Here is a 21,240-nt window from a genome sequence, read left to right on the forward strand (position 1 = left end):
TTTATCTTCTCAAGGATAATTTCCTTAAATATTATAGAATTCTTTAAATTGCCTCATAAAATTCTCAAATTTTTCTCTCTCTTGTATAAGCTCTTCTATTTTCTTATTAAAAGTGTTTTGTACCCAATTTACTTCATTATAATAATACCTATTACATATTCTCCAATATCTTTGAGGAAACATCAAAAATGCATATAGCACCATATATTCATCATCTTCTATTGGAGATATTTCATTGTAATTATCAATGATAAACTTTGCTATCTCAAAGTTCCACTCACGCCTCTTTAAAACTTTAATCATAAAATTAGATAAATCGAAAGTTCTAACCTCTCTTTTACAGTAATCAAAATCTATTATGCTCACTTCATTCTTTTCATCAATTATTATATTGTGATAAGTAAAGTCATGATGGCAAAAACTTTTTTCTTCTTCTGATATTCTACAAATATTATAATAATTAGATTGATTTAAAACCTCTAGAGCTTTTTGTCCTAAAACTTTATAATAATCCATAGATTTTATATAATTCAGATCAAAATCTGTCTTATGATTTCTCTTCTTTCTAACCATTTCCTTCATCTTATCAAAGGACTTTATCCTTTTTTCCATTAAATGAGGCCATCTTCCTAAGTCAGATTTTAATTTACTGTTTTCAGATGGTTCATATCCCTTTGACGCTAAATGAAAGTTAGCTAAAGCCCTAGATGCCAATATTAAATCATCATCACTATGAAAATCACATTCTCTACCATCTATCCATTGTGATAAAGTATAAATATCTTCATTTACTAGAGCATACGGTTTTTCCTCTGTATTAAGATAATATCTATCTATGTTCTTAAACCCATTATTGTATAGATGTTCTTTAGCTCCATATACAAAGAATAATTTTTGAGTACCATAGCTTATTTTTTTTAAGCACCTAACACCCTCATTGGTTTTTAATTGATATACACCTTTATTAGGTTTAATGCTTTCAATTTTAATATCAAATTGACGTTCAATTTCAAACTCTCTCATCATAATTTCGCACCCCCTCTATAATTTATATGTATTAGTGTCATAATTTAGAATAGTCCATAACATATTTGAGTTTAACTGAATAGTATAGATTATAATACCTATTATAAAGGAGCATTGATATGAATATTGGTATAGATATTAGAGCTGCCAAATGGTACAGAGGTACAGGTATAGGAACCTATGCCTATCAGCTTATAAACGCTATTAATAAAGTTGATTCCCTAAATAAATATACCCTCTTCAGTGATTGTAATTCTATCCCCATAAACTTTAACTCTAATTTCAAAATTTCTCCTATTCCTAATAGTAGTGCTAATAATTTTTGGGAAAGTGTTAGTCTTCCTATAAATTTAAATAATGAAGATTTAAACATATATCATGTACCTCAAAATGGCATTGGCTTACCTTTGGATCATAATCATCCTTTCGTTATCACTCTCCATGATACAATTCCAGCACATATGCCAGAAACAGTAGGTGATAAATACCTTAGCCTATTTAACAGCTGCATGGAGAATATAGTAAATAGATGTGATGGTATTATTACTGTCTCTAATTTTTCTAAGGAAGATATTTCAAAAGATTTTAATTTCCCTAGAGAAAAAATATATGTTACCTATTTAGCCAGTGAAGATATATATAAACCCCTTGATAAAATTCTATGCAGTACTATAATAAAAAAATACTACTCTTTGCCTAAAAATTATATTTTGTACACAGGAGGGTTCAGTCCTAGAAAGAATATTTCTGGTCTTATAGAGGCTTTTAGTAAGATTCATAGTAAATTACCTAATGAAATAAAATTAGTCATCGCAGGAACTAAAGGAAAATCCTATAGTATTTATAAGACTCTTTGTGAAAAATTAAAAATTGCTGACAAAGTTATATTTCCTGGATTTATAGCTATGGAACATATGCCTTATCTATACAACAATGCAGCCCTTCTAGTATATCCTTCCTTTTATGAAGGCTTTGGACTTCCACCTATAGAGGCTATGGCATGTGGTATTCCTGTAGTTGCATCCAATGTAACTTCTATCCCCGAAATTTTAGGTGATAGTGCTTTACTTTGCTCTCCTTATGATATAGAAGAACTTACAGAAAGTATTTTAAAAGCTCTACTAGATAATAAGGTGAGAAATGATTTAATTTATAAAGGTTTTATGAAAGTAAGTTCCTTATCCTGGGAGAGTACAGCAATACAAACTCTAGATAGCTACAAAAAAATAACTTCACTATAAAAGGAAGATACATCAAGTATCTTCCTTTTTATACTACATCCTAGGGGGGGCTAGGATGTAGCCAACCCATAAATATTATTGAATTTATCTACCATATCTTGTCTTTCTTCTATATCTTGCACTTTTTTTTGTATTTTATACAAGTAACTATTATATTTCCAAAGTTTTTTTCTATAAAAATAATCTCTCGATATAGAGTAAAACCCTTCTGGGAATAATAGCATTCCATATAACACTTCATATTCTTTCTTTGATATAGGTGTTTCCAAATTGTATTCTTCAATAATTTGCTTAAATACATTGAAATCATAGCAACTATGCTTTGTAGTCTTATTTATAAAGTTACATATATCATGAACTCTTAAATCTATTATGGAATAATCAAAATCTATAAAATACCCTTTGTTATCTTTTATTAAAATATTGTGATAAGCTAAATCATGATGACAAAGAATAAAGTTTTCTTTATCCTTACATAGCTCAATATAAGGTGAATTTTCTAGTACTTCTATACTCTTCTTCATTCTTTCAAGAAAGTAATCTACATGAGTCAGAAATATTTCATGAAACTCATTTTTATTCTTATAGCTTAAAGCCATAGTCTTCATATTTTCTAAATCCTCAAGCTTTTCCTTATAACTATCTATAAGTTTAAAACCCTTAAATCTGTTACACTCTTCTGAAAATCCTATCTTCCTTGATGCTTTATGCATCTCTGCTAAACTCCTAACTGCTATATTAATATCCAAAGGATTATTGTATTCACACTCTCTGCCTTCTATCAAATCCATAACTACATAGGTACTTTCTTTCCACACCGTGGTGATATGTCCCATATTATTTCGATAAAAATTTATGATTCTATCAAATCCATTGCTAGTTACATAATCTATGCCATATACTATAAAATATAAATCTTCTTTAGCATAATCTATTTTTTTTAATATTTTATTTCCCTTATCCGTTACCAGAATAAATACCTTTCTTAATGGAATTACATCTGTTACTACAAAATCGTAACTGCTAAAAAATTTTATATCTAAGTTGTATTTACTCAGCCATTCTTTATAAGAAAATCTATTTTCCATAGCCTTTAGTCACCTCCTTATATTAAAGACATTTCATCCTCCTTAATACCATTTAATAACCTTCTTATATACTCCTCTTCATTCCAATTTTTCTTATTCTTCTTATATTTCTCGTATATCTTAATAAATTCATAAGGATAAGATAAAAGTGCTCTAATGAAAATTTTACTGTTTTTTCCCAACCCTTCTAACTCGCAAAACTCATCTATACACCTATTAAAATCCACCTTAAACCCCTTTCTCTTAAGCTTTACTAAAAAATAATAGCAATCCATTTCTACCATGTTATATGCTATGTCATCGAAATTTACGATTTCTATAGTTTCACCTTTTCCTAAGTTATCAAAATCTACATTAGTTAAACATATCTCTACATTATCCATACTTCTTGCAACTAGCTCCATATATCCATTATCCATTATGGTATCAATGACTTTCTCACCTCTAGCTAAAATTTTATCTCCTCTTTCTAAAACTATCTCTTCTACTCTATCTATTGGCCCATTATCTTTAATTTTTTCTAAACTACGTCTAAGTTTTTTAAGTTGAATTTTATCATCTTCAATAAGCTTACAAGTGTGATTATTTATCCTTTTTCTCAAATATCCATTAAAACCACAAGATACTTTATGGACTTCATTTATAATATGAATCTGTTCTATTACCTTCTCCTCTAGTATTCGTCTACTTAACGTCTCATTACTTTTAAGCATAAAATTTACTTTTTTAACACCCTTAGTACTTAAATATTGCTGGAAGCTATCATAAAAAAATCTATTCATTTTATCACCTCTACTTACGTTTATTTTTTTCTACTTTATTTATCTTCTTTAGTATTTCTTCTTTCTCCATTTCAAGCTCCATCATCTTCTTTTTCCTTTTTTTTATTTTTTTTAACTCTTTAACATAAGCTTCCATGTCCTCTAATCTTTTATCATAATCCTCTAAGGTCTTTATCTCTTCTATATTTTCCATATATTCATCATAATTCTTATTTTCATTCTTACTCACATAATCTCCTCCTTAAAGATTATCTAACTTAAATTGCCTAAAGCTATTTATAAATTCCTGTCTTTCTTCTCTGTCATTGGCATATGCATTTAACTTTCTTAAAAAGAAATCTTCTCCCCACATTTTTTTCTCCCAATAATATTGAATTCCGCGTTGCCAATAATCCTGAGGAAACTCCATAAAAGCCGCCATGATTTTAATATCATCTTGTTCTAATCTATGAGATGATTTGTAAGCTTTTAATATAATCCTTGCTCTCTCTTCATTCCATCTTCCATACTTCATTGCCCTAATTAATAGACTAGATAAGTCATGTAAATGAGTATCTAAAATACAATAATCAAAATCAATGATATTAACCTCATTATCCTTGCCTATTAATACATTATGATTGGCATAATCGTGATGACAAAAACCTCCTAATCTTATCTCATCAAGCATCTTATTTTCATAGTTTGTATCACAAAGATTATTAATAGCTCTATCACATCTTTGAAGCTCTTCTTCTATCATGCTTAAATAATACAAGTCAACATCAGTCTTTTTAGACCTCCTATTTATTGAATTTTTGAAACTCAATATTTCTCCCTTTCTTGTCCTGTATACCTCTATCCACTTAAACCATCCCACTCTAGGTTTCATATCTTTGCTTACTATAAATCCCTCACTACATTTATGAAGCTGACCTAATTTTTTAGCGACTATAGAAAGTTCAATAGGATTTTCATAGGAACTTTCCCTCCCATTAAGCCATAGTGTTACATATGCAAAGCTCTCATCAAATTTTATATAATCCATTCCTCTTGTTGTTCTTATTATGTTTGGTACATATTCAAATCCATTACTATCTAGATGTTTCATAGTTCGTAATATGAATAAAAAATGTGGAAGTTCATATTTTACTACTTTTAGACAATATATCTGTTTACCTGCCTCTACTCTATAAACGCTTTTTATTTTTTCTATAGAAGTTACTAGAATGTTATATTCTTTTTTCAATATTTCTGATATCTCTAAATTTTTCAAAAAAACCTCCTCCATAAACCTTCTATAGGTAATATATGATAATTGGAATAAATGTGTGTTTAGTTTTCAAGTATTTGTAACACTTATTTATTCCCTGATTAATATGTAATATATGGTTTTAAAAGGAGTGAAATTTATGAAGTTAGCCATAGATGGTAGAGGCATAAATTGGTATAACGGAAGTGGTATAGGAACATATACAGAAAACCTTTTGAAAAACTTACTTAACATAGATAGAAATAACTCTTATCAAATTTATTGGTCCGGTGAAAACTATGAAAGTTATCAAAAGGAAAATACAAATTTAGTTATGTGCTCAAAAAAATATCAAAGATTCTTCCAGGATAGTTTTTTCCCAGAAGACTTGAAAAGAGAGAATATAGATTTATATCATATTCCACAAAATGGTATAGGATTGGCTACTGAAGTTCATTGTAAAAAAGTAGTTACTATTCATGATTTAATTCCCTACATAATGCCTGAAACTGTAGGTAGGGGATATTTACTTAAATTTTTAAAAGAGATGCCTTTTATCGCAGAAGCTAGTAACGGGATTATTACAGTATCTGAATATTCAAAACAAGACATCATTAGATTTTTTCCAATAGACGAAAATAAAGTCTTTGTTACTCCACTAGCTGCTGATAAAAAGTATAGGCCTTTAGATAAAGAGCAATGTAGAAATATAATAGAAGAAAAATATGGAGTAGATAAACCTTTCATTCTTTATGTTGGAGGCTTTAGCAAGCGTAAAAATGTATATTCTCTAATAACCTCCTTTAGTAAGTTAGTAAAGCATATGCACAAGGAATATAACTTAGTAATTGTAGGTTCTTATAGAGATGAATCTCAAGAACTTGTAAAATTAGTTGATAAACTTAATATGAGTAGATATATAAAATTTACAGGTTTTGCTCCTGATGAAGATTTGCCCATTTATTACAATGCTTGTGAATGCTTTGCATATCCTTCATCATATGAAGGATTTGGACTACCACCACTTGAAGCAATGAGTTGTGGTACTCCAGTTATTTCTTCAAATACAACGTCTATTCCAGAAGTAGTTGGACATAGCGGAATTCTAATTGATCCACATAGTGATAAATCCCTTTTAAATGCCATGGAACTTATGCTTGGTAGTGATACTCTTCGTAGTGAATTTAGCAAAATTGCACTGTTAAGATCAAAAGATTTTTCTTGGGAAAATACAGCTAGAAAAACTTTAGATATATATAATGAAATATATAAGAGAGCTATAGAGGAAAGGTAATCAAGACCCTATATAATATAATTTTATTTTAAATATATTTTTTTCTCCTCCTTCAAATATATAAAACCCTACTGTTCTTATTAACAGTAGGGTTTTATATATTTAAGAAAAGTTTAATAAATTTGTTAGTACGCTTAGCTTCAGTAAAAGATTACTCCTCTCTAAAGCTAAGCTTTATTTCATACTATAAGAACTCTTCTAAGCCCTTTTCTTCCTTAATCTCATTAAGCAGATGTTTTAACTCCTGATCTTTGCTTTTATCCATTACTAAAATAACATCTCCGGCATCTACAATAACTAAGTCTTTAATGCCAAAACCTATAATTAGATTTTTCTGTCCAAATACAGCACAGTTCTCACTGGAATTTAGGTATGCAGAACCAACTATTCTATTGCCATTGCGTTCATCTAAAAATCTGGTTAGGGATGCGAAGCTTCCAATGTCATCCCATTGAAATTCACTTTTTATTACATATCCTTTTCTAGTTTTCTGCATTATTCCAAAGTCAACTGAGATGCCATCTATTATTTTATATTCACTCTCTATAACTTCTTCTTCATCACCTTCTCCAACATGTTTATAAATTTCACTGATGGAGCTATACATCTTTGGTAAGTACTTTTGTAATTCTCTCAGAAATACATCTGCTCTCCATATAAACATCCCTGAATTCCATAGATAGGTCCCTTTCAAAATAAAATCCTTAGCTACATCTATATTGGGTTTTTCTGTAAATCTAGACACCCTATAAGTTTTCATAGAGCTTACTATTGGATCTCCCATTTCAATATATCCATAGCCTGTTTCTGGCCTATTAGGCTCAATGCCTATAGTTATAAGCCCTCTTCTTTTTTCTGCTAACTCTACTGCATTTCTCAATGTATCTAAAAATGCCTTTTCTCCTTCTATATAATGATCTGATGGTAACACTACCATAACAGCATCTTTATCACGCTTTAAAAGCTTGGCTGCTGCAAGACCTATGCAGGTAGCAGTCTCCTTATTACTAGGCTCTATAAATATATTTTCTTTATTTAGTTGAGATAACTCTCCATGAATTTTATCAAGATATTCTTTATTCGTAACTACAAATATATTTTCTTTATTTATTAAAGGTTCTATCCTTTTAACTGTATTAGTCAAAAAACTATCTTCATTAAAAACTTTCAAAAACTGCTTAGGATTGTTAGATCGAGACAGTGGATACAGTCTTGTACCTTTGCCTCCTGCCAAAATTAATGCGTATAACACAAGTATCACCTTTTATATTGCTTATTTTCATAATATGAAATTTAAAAGAAATTTGTGAAGAATAAAAAACTTCTTTTAATATACCATTATAAGAAATTTTATCGTATAATTATAGAATAGTTTATATACTGGTTTTTAATCATTAGCGTGTTTTTATTGTATAAATTTAATGTTGTAATACTTTTGTAATCAATATATCTCCAATAGTTGTTAATATATAATTGACACCTAGTATAGAAAATACTTAGAAAGGGTGATTTTATCTTGAGTAATGACAAAACTTCTATTAATAGAAGAACTACTGTCAATAAAACCGAATCTATAGATGCTAAAAAAAAGGCCTTAAAGAAAAAAAGAGCAAAGCAGCGTAAACGACGAAGAATTATATCTATTATAATAATATCATTAATTATATTACTTATTGTATTCTTAGTAAGTATTAATTCTACTCTAGGTAGAATTAAACGTACTACAATTGACGATAAAAATTTAGAAATTAGTGATAAATTTAAAAATAGCGAAACTTATACAAAAGAATATAACAATGTAGTAAATATTGCTTTCTTCGGATTAGATGAGAAAGTTGATGATATACAACGTTCTGATGCCATAATGATTGGAACTCTTGATCCCATTAATAATAAAATTAAAATTACCTCTTTAATGAGAGATTCTTATGTTAATATTCCTGACTATGGATATGATAAGCTTAATCATGCCTATGCCTATGGGGGACCTGAACTGTCCATAAGAACTATAAACAAGAATTTTGATCTTAACATTACTGATTATGTTTCTGTTGATTTTACAAAACTTGAAAGTATTATTGATGCTATGGGTGGAATTGACATGGAAATGTCTGAGACTGAATTAGAACATGTAAACAAATATCTAGATGTTGTATACACTGCTGCAGGTAAAACTCCAAAACATGTTTCCTTTGGAAAAAATGACAAGGTTCATATGACAGGATATGAAGCTCTTGGATATACAAGAATTCGTGGAACTTCAGGAGGTGACTTCGATAGAACTGAACGACAAAGAAAAGTAATGAATGAAATATTTAATAACATTTCAAATTCTGGTATTGGTAAACTAACTGTTACAATGAATAAGCTTCTTCCTTTTGTAGAAACTAGTTTAACTAACTCCGAAATATTATCTCTAGGTACTCAGGTTCTATCTATGAATAACGCACAATTAGATCAAGCTAGATTTCCTAGAGACGAATATAGTGAAAACTCTATGATTAATGAAATTTTTTATTTTACTTTTGATGAAAATATAGCAAGAGAAGAGATTCATGAATATTTATTTAAAGATAGTAAACTATGGGAAAGTGAAACTTCAGATGATAGCAATTCTTCTAAAGATGAATCTCCCAATAACTAACTTATAAATATATTGTAATATTTATGTAAATATTGTTAAAACATATACTTTATTATTATATCTAATATTATAATAATAAAGTATATATTGCTTTATAAATATATTTATAAATATATTTATTTTTAAACTTACTTTTAGAAAAATAATAATTTTAGGAAGTGATAACATTGGAAGATTTAAATGGTAAAAAATCAAATAAAAGAAAAAAATCCCGAAAGAAAAAGATAATTATTTCCTGTATTGCTGTACTTATACTTATACTTATACTTAGTGCTGGACTTTTTTATGGAAATAATCTACTTTCAAAAATGAAAAGATCAAAAATTGATGAAAGCGATTTAGGTATTAAGAAAGATGTTGCAGAAAAGGTACAAACTAGTGAAATTAAAGATATATTAAACATAGCAATTTTAGGTGTAGATGAAGCTGAAAATGATGTAGGTCGTTCAGATGCTCTTATGATAGCAACCTTTGACCCTGTTCATAAAAAATTAAAGATTACATCTATAATGAGAGATACCTATGTAGACATACCTGAAAATGGTAAAGATAAAATCAACCATGCCTTTGCCTATGGTGGTCCTCAACTTTCAATAAAAACTTTAAATCAAAATTTTGGACTTAACATTAAAGATTATGTGAAAATTAATTTTGAAGAACTTGAAGGACTTGTAGATGCAATTGGTGGTATAGATATAGAACTATCCGATAAAGAAATTGTAGAAGTTAATGATTACATAGTAAGAGTTTCTAAAGCTTTAAACCTTCCAACAAATCGTTTAGTAAAAAGCGAATCAGGTAAAGTTCACTTGGATGGTTTTCAAACCTTAGGTTACTGCCGAATTAGAAGTACTGATAATGGTGACTTTGATAGAACTGAAAGACACCGTAAGATTATGACTGAAATGTTTAATAAAATCTCTAATGCCGGTACTGCAGAGCTCGCTTCTATGGCAACAAAGCTATTGCCTTATGTAGAAACAAGTTTATCTAATAAAGAAATAATTAATCTAGCAGCAAATGTACTTAACTTAGGAACTAAAAATATAGAACAAGAAAGATTCCCTAGAGATGACTACTCTAAAAACTCTGATATTAATGGTGTATTCTACTTATGCTATGATGAGGATTATACAGAGCAACAAATTCACGAGTATATTTTTAATGATAGAAAAATGTGGCTAGAGCCTAACCAGAAGGTATATAATCACGATGCTGAACACTCTCATGGTAATGTAGTTTCAGATTATCAGGATATAAATACTGAAACTACAACTCCTAATACCAATGTTGAAACAGAGGTTTCCACTCCAAATAACAACAACAATACTATTAAAAGTAACACTAATGATGTAGATAGTTCCTCTGATAAATCTAACCAAGAAAATCCTAATAATAATGATAGTAAAACTGAAGTTAAAGATATACCACCTACCGAGGGAACCGTTCAGCCCTAAAGCCTTAATAGGAGGAAGTTTTTATGAATAAAGATAATAAAGTAAAGTCAAAAAAAAAATCTAAAGGATTAACTACTGGCAAAAAGGTGCTTATTATAATAGCAACTATTTTAATATTTTCCTTATCAGCTTTAGGTAGCTATTTACTATCTATGGTTGGTAAACTAAATAATGTTGGTTTAGATGATTCAAAGTTAGGAATAGATAACTCTAAGAACACATCCTCTAAAATTAAAAATATAGCTTTATTTGGTATTGATCAAACTGATGGAGATGTTGGACGTTCAGATGCAATAATAATTGCTACAGTTGATTCTCTTCATAAAAAATTAAAGCTAACCTCTATATCAAGAGATAGTTATGTTAATATAGAAGGTCATGGCTATGATAAATTAAACCACGCTTATGCCTTTGGTCAAGAGGAACTTGCTATAAAAACTATTAATCAAACCTTTGGTTTAGATATTACAGACTATGCAAAAGTTAATTTTAACAACCTTAAAGATATTATAGATATTATAGGTGGTATAGATATTACTGTAGAGGATTCTGAATTAGCTGATTTAAACGGAGTAATTTCAACTTCTGGTAGACAACATGTAAATGGCACTCAAGCATTAGCATACTCTAGAATAAGAAAAAATAGTGGTGGCGATGATAGTAGAACTGAAAGACAAAGAATTTTACTTACAGAAATATTTAATAAAGTATCTACTGTAGGCATCCTTAAATTGCCTTCAATGGTTAATGATATATTACCTCATGTTCAAACTAGCCTTTCAACTTCTGAAGTTTTAAGTCTCGGAACTAAGGTATTGAGCTCTGGAATTACCAATATAGAACAACTAAGGTTTCCTCTTTCAGAAAATAGTAAAGGTGAGCAAATAGACGGTATATACTATACTACCTTTGATGAAGAAATTACAAAAGAACAAATACAAAAATATATCTATGAAGATATAATGCCTAAATAAAAAGTAAGAGCTATATTGATTTTAATCAATGTAGCTCTTACTTTTACTTTGGTAGAAACTCTTTTATACTATTTAGAACAGCTTCTTCTAAATGATGTAAATTTTTATCTGAGTTTTCATTATTTTCACCATTTACTCCTAAATATATTTTCATTTTAGGCTCTGTTCCTGAAGGTCTTACTACAAAATAGCATCCATTGCAGAAAATAAATTTAATAACATTGGACTTTGGTAAGTTTATATCTTCCCTACTGCAATTTTCTATATTAGTTCTACAACTTAATTTATAATCTTCTTTAATAGAAACCTTATAGTCGTCAAAACTTCTTATATCTTCACTTCTAAAATACTCAATTATCTCTTTGATTTTCTCTTGACCTTCTTTTCCTTTTAACTCTACAGATATTAACTTCTCTTTATAGTATCCATATTTTTCATATAAATCCAATAATCCTTCATATAAAGTTTTACCTATAGACTTATAATAAAGAGTCATTTCGCATATTAAAGTTGCTGCTATAACTGCATCCTTATCTCTAACGAAGTTCCCTGCTAAATACCCGTAGCTTTCTTCAAATCCTAATAGAAATTCATTATTATCTGGAGCTTCTTCAAAGCTTCTAATTAGTTCTCCTATATACTTAAACCCAGTTAGAACTTCTTTAACCTGTACATTAAACTCCTTGCATATAGGTTTTATCATATCTGTAGAAACTATAGTTTTAATTATAGTCCCCTTAGTATCTAAATTTCCTATTTCCTTTAAGGATGATATTATATAATGAGTTAATAATACACCTACTTGATTACCAGTAAGAACTCTATACTCGCCTTTATTATCCTTTACTACAGCACCTATTCTATCACAATCTGGGTCTGTACCAAGAATTATATCAGGTTCAAAATCCTTAGCCATTTCTAAAGCTAACTTAAATACTTTACTGTCCTCTGGATTTGGATATGGTGCTGTTGGAAAATCTCCATCAGGTAGTTCTTGTTCCTTAACCACCTCTACATTTTTATAAGAAAGTTCATCTAGCACTCTTCTTACAGGAATATTTCCAGTACCATGAATAGGTGTATATATTATTTTAAGATCTTTTCCATGATTTTTTGCTAAATCTTTTCTTATAGTAAGCTCCTTTACTCTATTTATATATGAAGTGTATATTTCTTCTCCTATATAATTAACTAGCTTTTTATCCAAAGCTACTTTAATATCCATTACCTTAACTTGACTAAAGGAATCAACTTTGTTTACAAAACTTATAATCTCATTAGCTGATGCATCTGTAACTTGACATCCATCTTCTCCATAAACCTTATATCCATTATACTCTTTAGGATTATGAGAAGCTGTTAATACTATACCACCTTGACACTTTAATTCTCTTACTGCATAAGAAAGCATTGGTGTAGGTGTAAGCTTATCATATAAATAGACTTCTATATTATTTGCAGCTAAAACTCTAGCAGCATACCCTGAAAACTCTTTAGACATGTGGCGAGAATCATAAGCTATAGCAACCTTAGGAGAAGTATATCTATCCTTTAAGTAATTAGCAAAACCTTGTGTCGCTTTCCCTACAGTATATATATTTAATCTGTTGCTGCCAGCTCCAATTATTCCCCTTAGTCCTCCTGTTCCAAATTCTAAATCTTTATAGAATCTATCTTCTAGATCAGTTTCATCAGCAATGCTTTTTAACTCAGCTTTAGTTTCCTCATCAATTTCTGGTGAGTTAATCCATAACTCATACTTATTTCTATAATCCAATTTTATCCCTCCTATTAATTACACTTTTCTTAAATTACATTGATTTATTAAAATGCAGTAGTTATATTTATTACTATAAATATTATTAGGATAAATTATTTATATATTTGTATATCTGTGTATTATTTTTGTTCAATATTTTTAATACCCTTAGCTTTAAATATCATATCTAGCATACTCTTAATAGTGTCTCTATATAAGAATAAACCTATTACTATAACTATAGCTCCAATGATTACTGTAATCATTGAAAACTCTCTAAAACTTGAATGTAGAGCAAGAACTAACATGGCAGCTATTGCTACTGTAGTCCTACCTAAATGATAATCTACTTTATAGAGTTTCATAGATATTAAGGTTCTTGCATAGTAAAATACAATATATGCAAGTCCTGTAGAAATAGCTGCTCCTTTTGATCCTAAAATCGGCACTAAAATAATATTACCTATAACATTAAATAAGCAAGCTAAAGATGCTATTATTATATGGTACTTAGGCTTCTTTTTGAAATTTATCCCTCCAACAGATACCTCTGACATAGTATATAGTACTGGCATAAATACTAAAAATGGCATTATGTAAGATGCAACTCTATACTTTTCTCCTAAGAGCAATACAATTACATCTTTAAATAATATTAAACCAATTCCTACTCCAAACATTAGAAAACTTACTATATCATTGATGTTTGTAAAAAACTTTGTATCTTCTGGATTTTTTTCATACTTTTCAAAAGCTACTGGTAGCCAAAAGGTTGCAAATGATGACTGTAATATATTTAATATAGCTATTATGCTATTAGCTGAAGTATAGATTCCTGCTTGATAGAGTCCTATTTCGCCTCCATAATAAGCTTTAATCGCCATTCTATCGGCTGATTGAAATAACCAAGTAACTAACGCTGTAAAAACTAATGGTATACCATATTTTAAAATATCAATTTGAGAATTTTTAAGTTTTTTACCTTTAATGTCTCTAAAGTTCCAACTATCTCTTTCAGTAAATATGGATACAACAACTAGTACTATATTTGACATTAAAGTTGCGTAGGCAAGGGTTAAAAAGTTATTATTATATATCATGAAAAATAATCCTATAGACATAAGATAAGTAACTTTCTGCATTACTTGAAGCATAGAATATAGTCTACCCTTTTGCTTCATTCTTACTGTTAAAAGAGAAAACCTACTTATAGATGATAAAACTATATTTAATATAAGTAATACTATAAAACTTAAATCATACTCAGATATTATATACTTTGATATCGGCACTTTAAATATAATAATTATACATGCTACTATTATATTTAATATAAGCGGAATCTTTATACTTTCAAATAATAATCTATTTCTATTTTGTTCTCCTTCCTCATAAAAAAATCTAACATAAGATTGATCTAGTCCACAGGTTATAACTAACATAAATATATTAACATATATGTTTAAAAATCCAAACTTACCATACTCCGTTGGACTTATTATTCTTGTTATAAGAGGTGTTGATATAAATCCTATTACTAAAACTACCCAGTTTCCTACAGAAAAGGATAAAAACTTTCTAAATAAGGAGTTACGACCTGATGCATCTGATTTCGAATTTAAATTACTCATATATTTATACCTGCCTACTGATTCTCTAGAAGTTGATCTTCTGGTACATCTTTTAAAACCTTTGCTGGACTTCCAATTACTACTTTTCTAGCAGGTACATCCTTTGTTACTAAAGATCCTGCGGCTGCAAATCCCTCTTCTCCTACAACTTTGCCAGGAAGTACTACAGCCCCAGCTCCTAGTCTACCACCATTTTTTATAGTAATACCTTTGAACTTTCCAAATCTCTCTTTTGATCTAGCTGCATAGTTATCATTTGAAGTTACAACACAAGGTGCTATAAATACATAATCTTCTACAGTCGAGTATGCAGTTAAATATACGTTAGTTTGAATTTTACAATTTGAACCTACTGTACAGAAGTTTTCTACTGTTGAGCCTCTACCTATAACGGTTTTTTCTCCTATAGTTACATTTTCTCTTATAGTTGCCATATCTGCAATTAATGTTTTATTTCCTATTACCGCACCCCTATATATTATGGTTGTAGCTCCAATTAAACATCCTTCTCCTATAGTACAGTTTGGTAGCTTTTCTTCATCTTTAAATATACTATTTACTCCTCTCATTGGAGTTTTACCTATAACCGTATTGTCATCTATTCTAACATTATCTCTTATTATAGTATCCTCATGTATAACTACATTATGACCAATAATGCAATTATCTCCTATAACAACATTATCTTCAATAACCGTGAATCTTCCAACCTTCACATTGTTACCTATATTAGCCTTTTCTGATATATAATTCATATGTTACACTTCCTTTTTCTCTTTTAATTGATTATATATTTATATTATTTTATTTGTTATAAACTTTCATATATAACCTATTCTGTAGTCTATTCTTTACTAATTTCTACTAGATATATTATATCCTATTTAGTACATATCTTCTATAAAAATAAAAAGAGAATGCTATTTTAGGGTTCTAGCATTCTCTTTTTACCAAACTTTAATAATTATACTAAAATTTAATTTTATATTCTGCTACTTAAAAAAGCAATTAAATTATTAGTAGTAGCCATATCTTTTCTTTCTAAATCTGTTGGTTGAAGCTTAAGGCCAAATACCTCTTCTATTTTTAGTAACACTTCTATAATTCCTAATGAATCTAATAATCCAGCCTCAAATAAATCTAAGTCTAAATCCTCTCTTATTTCATCAGTTCCAGTTACTTCTTCAAATATATCTAATACTTTTTCTTTCATTTGACTTTCCTCCTAAAACTTAATTTATCTAATTTCATTATACATTCTATATATTATATATTTATCAATACTATTAAATTTTTATCTTTATTTATGAGTAAATAAATACCCTGAGAATAACAATAATCCAAAACAAGCTACATGGAAATTAATTAAAACCTGAACTCTTTGAAACCATTTCTCTTTTTTATGTTTTTTATAAAACTTAGATTTTCTCTGCACTATATCTGTAAGTACCAAAACACTACCTTGATATATTCCATATATTATATAGAATACTTCTAATCCATGCCAAACTCCCATTGTAAGCATAGTTATCATTTGAGCAAAATGAGATGCCCTAAATCTATCTTTAAATCTTTTCTTTCTCATAGAATTTAAAAGAATCCTAGAGTATAGATAATCTCCAAACCATCTTGAAAGAGAAATATGCCATCTTGTCCAAAATTCTTTCATATCTTTACTAAGAAATGGTTTATTGAAATTCTCTGGTGTTTTAATACCAATAATATAGCTTGTACCTACAGCAAAAGAGCTATATCCTGCAAAATCAAAGAATAAATATAAACTGTAAGCATACATATAATTCAAACTATTCAAGAATGTTATATCTGTAGGGATTTTACTCATCCATAGGGTGTTTATAATATATGCTATTACAAACTTATATCCTATTCCCTTTATTATTTTTTTTAATCCTTCAAATAGATAATTATTTATATAATCCTCTTTCTCTATTTTAGTATTTAGATTTTCTTCAAACCTTCTATACCTATCAATGGGACCTGAACTTAATGTTGGGAAAAATATGATGAAATATACTAAAGTAGAAAACTTAATTTCTTTTATAGTTCCATCATATATTTCTATAATTATCTGTATAGCCTTAAAGTTCAAATAAGATAATCCAATAAATCCTATAGGCCCAAAGCTAGATTTGGCTGATATCTTTGTTATTATTAAGGGTAACATTGATAAAAATAGTGCTAAGTAATATATAAATTTATTATCTGTTCTATCACGTATCTCTAAGTATGAATTGATTAATATAATTTCTCCTAGTAAAAACATTATAAATAATACAATTCCTACTGACTTTAACCCTATAATCACTCCTACCATAAATATGGATAATAATATACCATAGGGTTTTATATTTTTGCCCTTTATACCCAAGACTATAGCTGGAATAAGTGATAATAATAGTATATACAGATAGAAATAATCTCCATACTGTGTTAATTTTATCATTTTATTTCCTCCATAAGTCTTTTTCTATCTATTTTCCCATTAGCATTTAAAGGAAACTCACTTATTACCTTAATATTTCGTGGAATCATATACTTTGGTATATACTTTTTAAGCTCGCTCTTTATCAGTAATGTATTCTTTAATGGACTTAGTTCATTATTAGTTTTTAAAGTAACGAACGCAACTAAATGAGCTATTTTACCTTCCTTGTAACATGGCAATACAACTACATTTTTAATATTATCTATTTTTCTTATGTTGTTCTCTATATCCTCAAGTTCTATCCTAAACCCATTAAGTTTTATTTGGAAATCCTTTCTCCCACTAAAATATAAGATATCATCTTTAAAGTATCCTATGTCTCCCGATTTGTATCCTCTAAGAATCTCTCCATCCATATCTTTATAGAAAAACACTTTATTAGTTATATCATCATTTTTATAGTATCCTTTACTTACACTTTTGCCTATTATTACAATTTCTCCTTTTTCACCATTTTCTACTTCAATTCCATCTTCATTAACTATTTTTATATGAACACCCTCCATGACATTTCCTATAGGCAGCTCCTTGTTTTCATGCAAGATTTCATCTGTTATATCTATTCCTGTCACTGCCACAGTTGCTTCAGTTGGACCATAACTATTTATTATCCTTACATTAGGAAATCTTAGTCTTAACTCATCAACTAATGTCGGTGGCAATACTTCCCCTATAAAATACATAGTCTTCAAATTAGGCATTAAATTGTGTGTAAAAGTATCATCTTGCACACATAATGTGGCAAATGCTGGAGTAGAAATCCATAATTGCATATTAGATTTTTTTAGTTCTTCAAATGTATCTTTAGTATCTTCAAGTGTTTTATGAGATAAACTAAATAGGATTTTACCATTAGTTAATCCTAAATATACAGGCATAACAGATAAGTCAAATGAATACGAAGGCTGGTTAAGTATCGCATTATTATCATTACCAACATTCAGAAATTTAGAAAACCATTTCTCAAATGAGTCAATATTATCCTTACTTATTTGTACGCCTTTAGGTTGTCCCGTACTCCCTGATGTAAATAAAATATAACAATTATCATCACCTTTTACCCAAAATCTCTCTTCAATTCCTTCTATATTATATGATTCATATATTTTTTCCAGCTCTATGTAAGATATACTATATGGAATAATGTCTACATTCTCTCTAGTACAATTGATAATTACTTTTGGATTTACTTCTTGTAGAATTTTATTTATTCTATCTTCTGGAAATGTTATATCTATTGGAATATATGCTCGTCCTGATTTTAAAGCTGCTATCATAGCTATTAGAATATCATTTTCCTTATTGCCATATATGACTATAGGTGTTCTATCATTTTTATTCTTGTCCAATATATAGCTAGCTAAACTATTTGATTTCCTCTCTAGCTCTCTATATGTTAAAATTTTATTTTCTACAATAGCTGCAACTTTATTTTCTTCAGCATATTTTTTAATATTTCTTAATATATCCATAACTTCCTCCATGTTAATGTACACTTGTAATAATCTAAATTTTATCTCTCATTAAAATATTTACTTATTTCTTCCGATACATTTAGCCAACCCTTCCATCCTAGATGCATAACATCACTTAAATAATACTTTTCGTATTCATACTCACTTAGATCCAATACATCAAATTTTTTTTCTAATGCTATGTTTTCTAGTTTATTATAGAACTCATTTCTTTTCTTTTCTGTTATACCAGTGTAATCATAATACCATCCATTTACACCTACTAGAATGACATAAGGCTTTATATTTAAGTCATCACACAAATTTAAAAAGAAATTAAAATCATTAAATTCTACAGAATTTTCAAGATTTATATTCCCAGAGATTCCATCCAATTCATTGACTTTTTCTTTTAAGTATTTATCATAGTAATTATCATCTACATAAAATTTATTATTTGTCACAGAATCTCTTCCTTGTTTTTCTGCAATGGCATATTGTTCTTCAAAATCTATATTATTAATCTTCTCTTCATAATTTTTGTTAGGTAATTTCTTAAGTTCTCTAAGCAAATCTAAATTATACCTAGTCTCTAATAAATTCTCTTTAAATTTAAAATATGGCAACGACATATAGTATAACATTTTATCAATAATAGTTTCTTGTAAAAATAGCTGTGCATATAATTTTTCCTCTTTAAATATATCTGAATCTCCAAGTAATTCAGTAACTCTTTTGGCAAGATATCTCTTATTCTCTTTTGAAATCTTAGGGTTATTTAAAAATTTATAAAATTGAATATCAGAAAATCCTGATAAAAATTTCTCACTTCCTATCCCACCCTCTTGCGTAAACCATTGTAAGGATACTAAAAATGCTAGTTTAGAATCTTTAGGATATTCTTGAATGCTTCCTAATCCTGTAGCATGTTGAAAACTTTGTATGTTTGCCACTCCAAATGTACTGATATCATAATTAGCCCCACTAAATGGGAATAAATTTCTAGGATTTTGTGGAACCTCACTACTAAGTTCTGATGATCCTAATAACAATAAATCATCACTTTCTATTGATATATCCCTAAATTTAGTTCCCTTCTGTTTAATGCTTCCCCCATATGCATGTTTGATTTCTGATAAATCTTTATCATTCTTTAGTTGATCAATTTCTCTATTGATTACTAAATTAAATATAGAAATAAATATTGTAGTTATTATTATTGGTATAACTATAATAAATGATTTTTTCATAACTTCCTCCTACTAAAACTGATTGTAAATAAACGGTATTTCCTTAGCTTCTTGAAGTACATAAAGTAAATACGCACTAATTAAGAATAAAGTTAATATAATTATTGTTATAACTTCATTTTTCTTTAATTTATACTTAACAAAAAATTTCTTCATATTATTTATCACCTAATTTCCTTTTTTATACGAGTATATAAAATTATATTTTAAATCAAGAATTATAAGCAATATGTTTATGTAATTCATTTAAATAATTTTACATACTTAGTATTTTACTACAATATGTACAATATAATCAACACATTGTAGTATCTTATAAACTTTTGTAATAATATTTTATGAACTTTATTGACAATGTAAAAATTGGCCTAAGACTAAACATCTTAAGCCAACTTTTAACTATATTCCAGATTCATGAAGATATGACGGTACTTTGGGATTAGATGTTAGGCTTATAAATAATCCTCTTACTGATTTATATCCTATCCCTTCTCTTACCATATCTTTATTATTTAATTCATACTCTCTACACGCATTAAGAACCTTTTCTCTTTCTTCATCATCGTCAGCAACACTTTCTATTAAGTTGCTTCTTGAAATTCCCGAAATTTTGTCTTCTATATCTGAAAATCTACAACCCATGATAATTCTGCTAATGACTTTCCATTTACTAAAATAGCAGCTGAATATTGCATTTTCGATGCAATAATAGATGCTGTTTCGTATCTATCAGAACCACAAATATAGTCCATATTTTTTCCATATGCATTCATAATATTTAATATTAAGAATATAAATAAGCTACCTAATATCTTTGAACAATATTTTCTTACGCCAATTTTCTCCAAGTATCAATAAATTAGTAATATAATACTATTTAGCGTGTCATACTTTTACATAAAA

21 protein-coding genes are annotated in these 21,240 nt (G+C 28.5%); 5 read left to right on the forward strand and 16 right to left on the reverse strand.

Features of this window, described 5'->3' with window-relative positions; genetic code table 11:
- Nucleotides 1-24: 24 nt before the first annotated feature.
- A complete protein-coding gene (locus ABDZ93_RS07040) occupies nucleotides 25-1,026 on the reverse strand; it encodes a CotS family spore coat protein (protein ID WP_343824985.1) in 1,002 nt (333 codons plus the stop codon).
- Between the two features lie 119 nt (nucleotides 1,027-1,145).
- Here ABDZ93_RS07040 and ABDZ93_RS07045 point away from each other — a divergent pair, with 119 nt between their 5' ends.
- Nucleotides 1,146-2,267: a glycosyltransferase family 4 protein gene (locus ABDZ93_RS07045; protein ID WP_343824987.1), complete on the forward strand. Its 1,122-nt coding sequence runs from the start codon at nucleotides 1,146-1,148 to the stop codon at nucleotides 2,265-2,267.
- A 50-nt stretch (nucleotides 2,268-2,317) separates the two neighbouring features.
- On the opposite strand, the gene ABDZ93_RS07050 is transcribed toward ABDZ93_RS07045, so the two are convergent.
- The 4 genes from ABDZ93_RS07050 to ABDZ93_RS07065 are packed head-to-tail and all read right to left on the reverse strand — an operon-like array spanning nucleotide 2,318 to nucleotide 5,392.
- Entirely contained in the window at nucleotides 2,318-3,355 is a 1,038-nt protein-coding gene (locus ABDZ93_RS07050) for a CotS family spore coat protein (RefSeq protein ID WP_343824989.1), read from the reverse strand.
- A 17-nt stretch (nucleotides 3,356-3,372) separates the two neighbouring features.
- Complete coding sequence (locus tag ABDZ93_RS07055) at nucleotides 3,373-4,137, reverse strand: hypothetical protein (RefSeq protein WP_343824991.1); 765 nt, start codon at nucleotides 4,135-4,137, stop codon at nucleotides 3,373-3,375.
- A gap of 10 nt (nucleotides 4,138-4,147) precedes the next feature.
- Nucleotides 4,148-4,366, reverse strand: coding sequence for a hypothetical protein (locus ABDZ93_RS07060; protein ID WP_343824993.1), 219 nt, complete (start codon nucleotides 4,364-4,366; stop codon nucleotides 4,148-4,150).
- Between the two features lie 12 nt (nucleotides 4,367-4,378).
- A complete protein-coding gene (locus ABDZ93_RS07065; RefSeq protein WP_343824995.1) occupies nucleotides 4,379-5,392 on the reverse strand; it encodes a CotS family spore coat protein in 1,014 nt (337 codons plus the stop codon).
- A gap of 136 nt (nucleotides 5,393-5,528) precedes the next feature.
- On the opposite strand from ABDZ93_RS07065, the gene ABDZ93_RS07070 reads away from it, so the two are divergent.
- A complete protein-coding gene (locus ABDZ93_RS07070) occupies nucleotides 5,529-6,662 on the forward strand; it encodes a glycosyltransferase family 4 protein (RefSeq protein WP_343824996.1) in 1,134 nt (377 codons plus the stop codon).
- Nucleotides 6,663-6,846: 184 nt separating this feature from the next.
- On the opposite strand, the gene ABDZ93_RS07075 is transcribed toward ABDZ93_RS07070, so the two are convergent.
- Nucleotides 6,847-7,914, reverse strand: coding sequence for a mannose-1-phosphate guanylyltransferase (locus ABDZ93_RS07075; RefSeq protein ID WP_343824997.1), 1,068 nt, complete (start codon nucleotides 7,912-7,914; stop codon nucleotides 6,847-6,849).
- A gap of 264 nt (nucleotides 7,915-8,178) precedes the next feature.
- Here ABDZ93_RS07075 and ABDZ93_RS07080 point away from each other — a divergent pair, with 264 nt between their 5' ends.
- The 3 genes from ABDZ93_RS07080 (at nucleotide 8,179) to ABDZ93_RS07090 (ending at nucleotide 11,737) form a co-directional block, all read left to right on the forward strand.
- On the forward strand, nucleotides 8,179-9,306 hold the full coding sequence (locus ABDZ93_RS07080) for an LCP family protein (RefSeq protein WP_343824999.1): 1,128 nt from the start codon (nucleotides 8,179-8,181) through the stop codon (nucleotides 9,304-9,306).
- A 167-nt stretch (nucleotides 9,307-9,473) separates the two neighbouring features.
- Complete coding sequence (locus ABDZ93_RS07085) at nucleotides 9,474-10,763, forward strand: LCP family protein (protein WP_343825001.1); 1,290 nt, start codon at nucleotides 9,474-9,476, stop codon at nucleotides 10,761-10,763.
- Nucleotides 10,764-10,786: 23 nt separating this feature from the next.
- Entirely contained in the window at nucleotides 10,787-11,737 is a 951-nt protein-coding gene (locus tag ABDZ93_RS07090) for an LCP family protein (RefSeq protein WP_343825002.1), read from the forward strand.
- A gap of 43 nt (nucleotides 11,738-11,780) precedes the next feature.
- On the opposite strand, the gene ABDZ93_RS07095 is transcribed toward ABDZ93_RS07090, so the two are convergent.
- The 10 genes from ABDZ93_RS07095 to ABDZ93_RS07140 form a co-directional block, all read right to left on the reverse strand.
- On the reverse strand, nucleotides 11,781-13,514 hold the full coding sequence (locus ABDZ93_RS07095; RefSeq protein ID WP_343825004.1) for a phospho-sugar mutase: 1,734 nt from the start codon (nucleotides 13,512-13,514) through the stop codon (nucleotides 11,781-11,783).
- A 122-nt stretch (nucleotides 13,515-13,636) separates the two neighbouring features.
- Nucleotides 13,637-15,127 carry a lipopolysaccharide biosynthesis protein gene (locus ABDZ93_RS07100; protein WP_343825006.1) on the reverse strand — a complete coding sequence of 497 codons (1,491 nt, stop codon included), beginning with the start codon at nucleotides 15,125-15,127 and terminating at the stop codon, nucleotides 13,637-13,639.
- 14 nt (nucleotides 15,128-15,141) lie between these two features.
- The gene (locus ABDZ93_RS07105; protein WP_343825008.1) at nucleotides 15,142-15,882 is read right to left on the reverse strand and encodes an N-acetyltransferase; all 741 of its coding nucleotides are present in this window, start codon (nucleotides 15,880-15,882) and stop codon (nucleotides 15,142-15,144) included.
- Nucleotides 15,883-16,109: 227 nt separating this feature from the next.
- Nucleotides 16,110-16,340 carry a D-alanine--poly(phosphoribitol) ligase subunit DltC gene (gene dltC / locus ABDZ93_RS07110; protein WP_343825010.1) on the reverse strand — a complete coding sequence of 77 codons (231 nt, stop codon included), beginning with the start codon at nucleotides 16,338-16,340 and terminating at the stop codon, nucleotides 16,110-16,112.
- Between the two features lie 87 nt (nucleotides 16,341-16,427).
- Nucleotides 16,428-17,588, reverse strand: coding sequence for a D-alanyl-lipoteichoic acid biosynthesis protein DltB (gene dltB, locus ABDZ93_RS07115; RefSeq protein ID WP_343825139.1), 1,161 nt, complete (start codon nucleotides 17,586-17,588; stop codon nucleotides 16,428-16,430).
- Nucleotides 17,588-19,105 carry a D-alanine--poly(phosphoribitol) ligase subunit DltA gene (gene dltA / locus ABDZ93_RS07120; RefSeq protein WP_343825012.1) on the reverse strand — a complete coding sequence of 506 codons (1,518 nt, stop codon included), beginning with the start codon at nucleotides 19,103-19,105 and terminating at the stop codon, nucleotides 17,588-17,590. The genes dltB and dltA overlap by 1 nt, the downstream gene beginning before the upstream one ends.
- A gap of 41 nt (nucleotides 19,106-19,146) precedes the next feature.
- Nucleotides 19,147-20,337: a D-alanyl-lipoteichoic acid biosynthesis protein DltD gene (dltD, locus tag ABDZ93_RS07125; RefSeq protein ID WP_343825014.1), complete on the reverse strand. Its 1,191-nt coding sequence runs from the start codon at nucleotides 20,335-20,337 to the stop codon at nucleotides 19,147-19,149.
- 12 nt (nucleotides 20,338-20,349) lie between these two features.
- Nucleotides 20,350-20,493 (reverse strand): hypothetical protein, encoded by a 144-nt coding sequence (locus ABDZ93_RS07130; protein WP_343825016.1) that lies wholly within the window; start codon nucleotides 20,491-20,493, stop codon nucleotides 20,350-20,352.
- Between the two features lie 243 nt (nucleotides 20,494-20,736).
- The gene (locus tag ABDZ93_RS07135; protein ID WP_343825018.1) at nucleotides 20,737-20,979 is read right to left on the reverse strand and encodes a hypothetical protein; all 243 of its coding nucleotides are present in this window, start codon (nucleotides 20,977-20,979) and stop codon (nucleotides 20,737-20,739) included.
- Nucleotides 20,955-21,110 carry a cell wall-binding repeat-containing protein gene (locus ABDZ93_RS07140; protein WP_343825020.1) on the reverse strand — a complete coding sequence of 52 codons (156 nt, stop codon included), beginning with the start codon at nucleotides 21,108-21,110 and terminating at the stop codon, nucleotides 20,955-20,957. The genes ABDZ93_RS07135 and ABDZ93_RS07140 overlap by 25 nt, the downstream gene beginning before the upstream one ends.
- Between the last annotated feature and the right edge of the window lie 130 nt (nucleotides 21,111-21,240).

The sequence above is a fragment of the Clostridium subterminale genome (assembly GCF_039521425.1).
GTDB classification, from domain to species: Bacteria; Bacillota; Clostridia; order Clostridiales; family Clostridiaceae; genus Clostridium_J; species Clostridium_J subterminale.